This is a genomic window from uncultured Thiodictyon sp. (assembly GCA_903837595.1).
Classification (GTDB): Bacteria; Pseudomonadota; Gammaproteobacteria; order Chromatiales; family Chromatiaceae; genus Thiodictyon.
This window is the reverse complement of sequence record CAILVI010000117.1, coordinates 1-2,490: the sequence shown is the minus strand read 5'-3', so window position 1 is coordinate 2,490 and position 2,490 is coordinate 1. Positions and strand designations below refer to the sequence as shown.

Annotated in this window: 4 protein-coding genes; all 4 read left to right on the top strand. The window is 62.6% G+C overall.

Features of this window, described 5'->3' with window-relative positions; translation table 11 throughout:
* The coding region (gene cas4 / locus QZY44_RS06520) for a CRISPR-associated protein Cas4 (protein WP_295443901.1) at positions 1-410 on the top strand (410 nt) is incomplete at its 5' end.
* 165 nt (positions 411-575) lie between these two features.
* Complete coding sequence (locus QZY44_RS06515) at positions 576-863, top strand: DUF433 domain-containing protein (protein WP_295443898.1); 288 nt, start codon at positions 576-578, stop codon at positions 861-863.
* A 4-nt stretch (positions 864-867) separates the two neighbouring features.
* Positions 868-1,902, top strand: coding sequence for a type I-C CRISPR-associated endonuclease Cas1c (gene cas1c, locus QZY44_RS06510; protein ID WP_295443895.1), 1,035 nt, complete (start codon positions 868-870; stop codon positions 1,900-1,902).
* Positions 1,903-1,918: 16 nt separating this feature from the next.
* Positions 1,919-2,209 carry a CRISPR-associated endonuclease Cas2 gene (gene cas2, locus QZY44_RS06505; RefSeq protein WP_295443891.1) on the top strand — a complete coding sequence of 97 codons (291 nt, stop codon included), beginning with the start codon at positions 1,919-1,921 and terminating at the stop codon, positions 2,207-2,209.
* Positions 2,210-2,490: the final 281 nt, after the last annotated feature.

Genomic DNA, 2,490 nt, shown 5'->3' with positions numbered 1-2,490 from the left:
TGATCGGCAAGTGCGACGTGGTGGAGTTCTGGCCGGATGGCACCATCTACCCGGTCGAGTACAAGCACGGACCGAAGAAGAAGCACATCAACGACGACCTGCAACTCGCCGCACAGGCCTTGTGCCTGGAAGAAATGTTCGGCCGCGAGGTCCCCAAGGGCGCTATCTTCCACGCCACCAGCAGACGTCGCCGCGAGGTGGTCATCACCGCTGAGTTACGCCGTTCGGTAGCCGAGACCGCGGGTGCCATTCGCGCAATGCTTGCATCCGGGCAGTTGCCGCCGCCGGTCAATGACCGACGCTGTGAACAATGCTCCTTAGACGCCATCTGCGAGCCGACCATCGCTGCCGCCGCGCGGCGACACCGGACGGCTCTGGACTCGCTCTTCGATCCGGATGCAGCCGGTTGATATGGGGCGGTATCAAGGCCGGACATCACCCGGACCTAATGTACACGCTGCCCACATAGGGTATGACCGACGACCAGGTGGCGTCGCCACCGACCGGAAGACTGGGCGATTGACGAGGCTTCGGACTATCGATGCACGACTGAATCTGCTGAAGGAGCACGTACCATGACCGATTGGCAAGACCGCATCGTCTCCGATCCTGATACCCTATTCGGTAAGCCCCGGATCAAGGACACTCGCATTGCTGTGGAATTCCTGCTTGATTTGCTGGCATCCGGATGGAGCGTGGCGCAGATTCTGGAAAGCTATCCGCATGTCAAACGGCACGATTTAGTAGCGGTTTTTGCCTTTGTTCGCGACTGTATGAAGGACCAGACCTTTGTCATGCAGGCAGCGGCGAAGTCCGCCGGGCGACCTTGGGGGCAGGACCTTTCAACGCGGACGATGGAGTGATCTGATGCATACCATCCAAAATACGCTCTACATCATGACCCCGCAAGCCTATGCGCACCTGGACAATGAATCCGTGCGCATCGAGGTCGAGCGGCAGACCCGGCTGCGTGTCCCGCTGCACCATATCGGCGCCCTGGTGTGCTTCGGCAATGTCATGATCTCACCGGCCCTCATGCACCGACTGGCGGAAGAAGGGAAATCGATGGTCCTGCTGGACAACTCGGGCCGCTTCAAAGCCCGGCTTGAAGGACCCGTCTCCGGCAACATCCTATTACGGCAGGCCCAGCACCGGGCGGCCGACGACCCCGTCTTTACCCTCAGCACCGCCCGCGCAGTGGTCGCCGGCAAGTTGCGCAACAGCCGCTCTGTCTTGCTGCGCGGCGCCCGCGAGGCGGCCGACCCCGGGGAGGCGGACACTCTGACCCGCGCCGCTGACGCCCTGGCCGCATCCCTGCGCGCCGTCCCAGGCGCCGCGGACCTGGACACGCTACGCGGATTCGAGGGCGAGGCCGCCCGCGGCTACTTCGCCGCCCTGAACCTGATCGTCAAACCCCAGGCACGCGCCAGCTTCGCCCTGGACGGACGCACCAAGCGACCGCCACGCGACCGCTTCAACGCCCTGATCTCATTTCTCTACTCCATGCTGATGAACGACTGCCGTTCGGCCGCCGAGGCAGTCGGGCTCGATCCTCAACTCGGCTTCCTGCACGCCGTGCGCCCCGGCCGTGCTGCCCTTGCCCTCGATCTGCAAGAGGAATTCCGTTCTGTGCTTGTCGACCGTTTCGCCCTGACCCTCATCAACCGCGGCCAACTCAACGCCAAAGACTTCGACGAACGCGAGGGTGGCGCCGTCATGCTCAACGACGCGGGCCGCCGACTCGTTGTCACGGCTTGGCAGGAGCGCAAGCAGGAAGAACTCACCCACCCCCTGTTGGACAGTAAGGTCCCGCTCGTCCTGCTGCCCTTCATCCAAGCCCGCCTGCTCGCCCGCACGCTGCGCGGGGACCTGGACGGCTATCTGCCCTATCTCGCCAAGTAGCTGAGGGACCGGTATTATGCTCGTCATTGCGACCTACGACGTATCGACAGAGACGCGCGAAGGCCGCCGCCGATTGCGGCGGGTCGCCAAGGTCTGCCTGCGATTTGGCCAACGGGTTCAGAAATCCGTTTTCGAGTGCCAGGTTAACCAGATGCAATACGAGGAACTGGAGCGCAACCTGCTTGCCGAGATCGATCTGACGGAAGACAACCTTCGCTTCTATCGGCTCACCGAACCCCACGACCTCCGGGTCAAGCAGTATGGCACTTTCCGATCCCTGGATTTCGAAGCACCGCTCATCGTCTAACGCGCGAACCCCAAGCAACACCGAGAACCCCGGTCGGTTCGCGCCGCATCTATCCCTATGATCTTTAACAACTTGGGAAAGCCTCGCCGCCCTCGCCCCGCCACAATGCTTGCGTCCGCCCGAAGGTTCGCGCAAGCTTCGCTTGTTCCACCGAGAAATCAACCGATTACCACGGCGGGGGGGGGGGGCATCGCCCGGTCAATCGACCGATCTGGGAGCGAAACACTGAGGAATACCTTGTTCTCTTCCCGGGGGGGGGGCATCGCCCGGTCAATCGACCG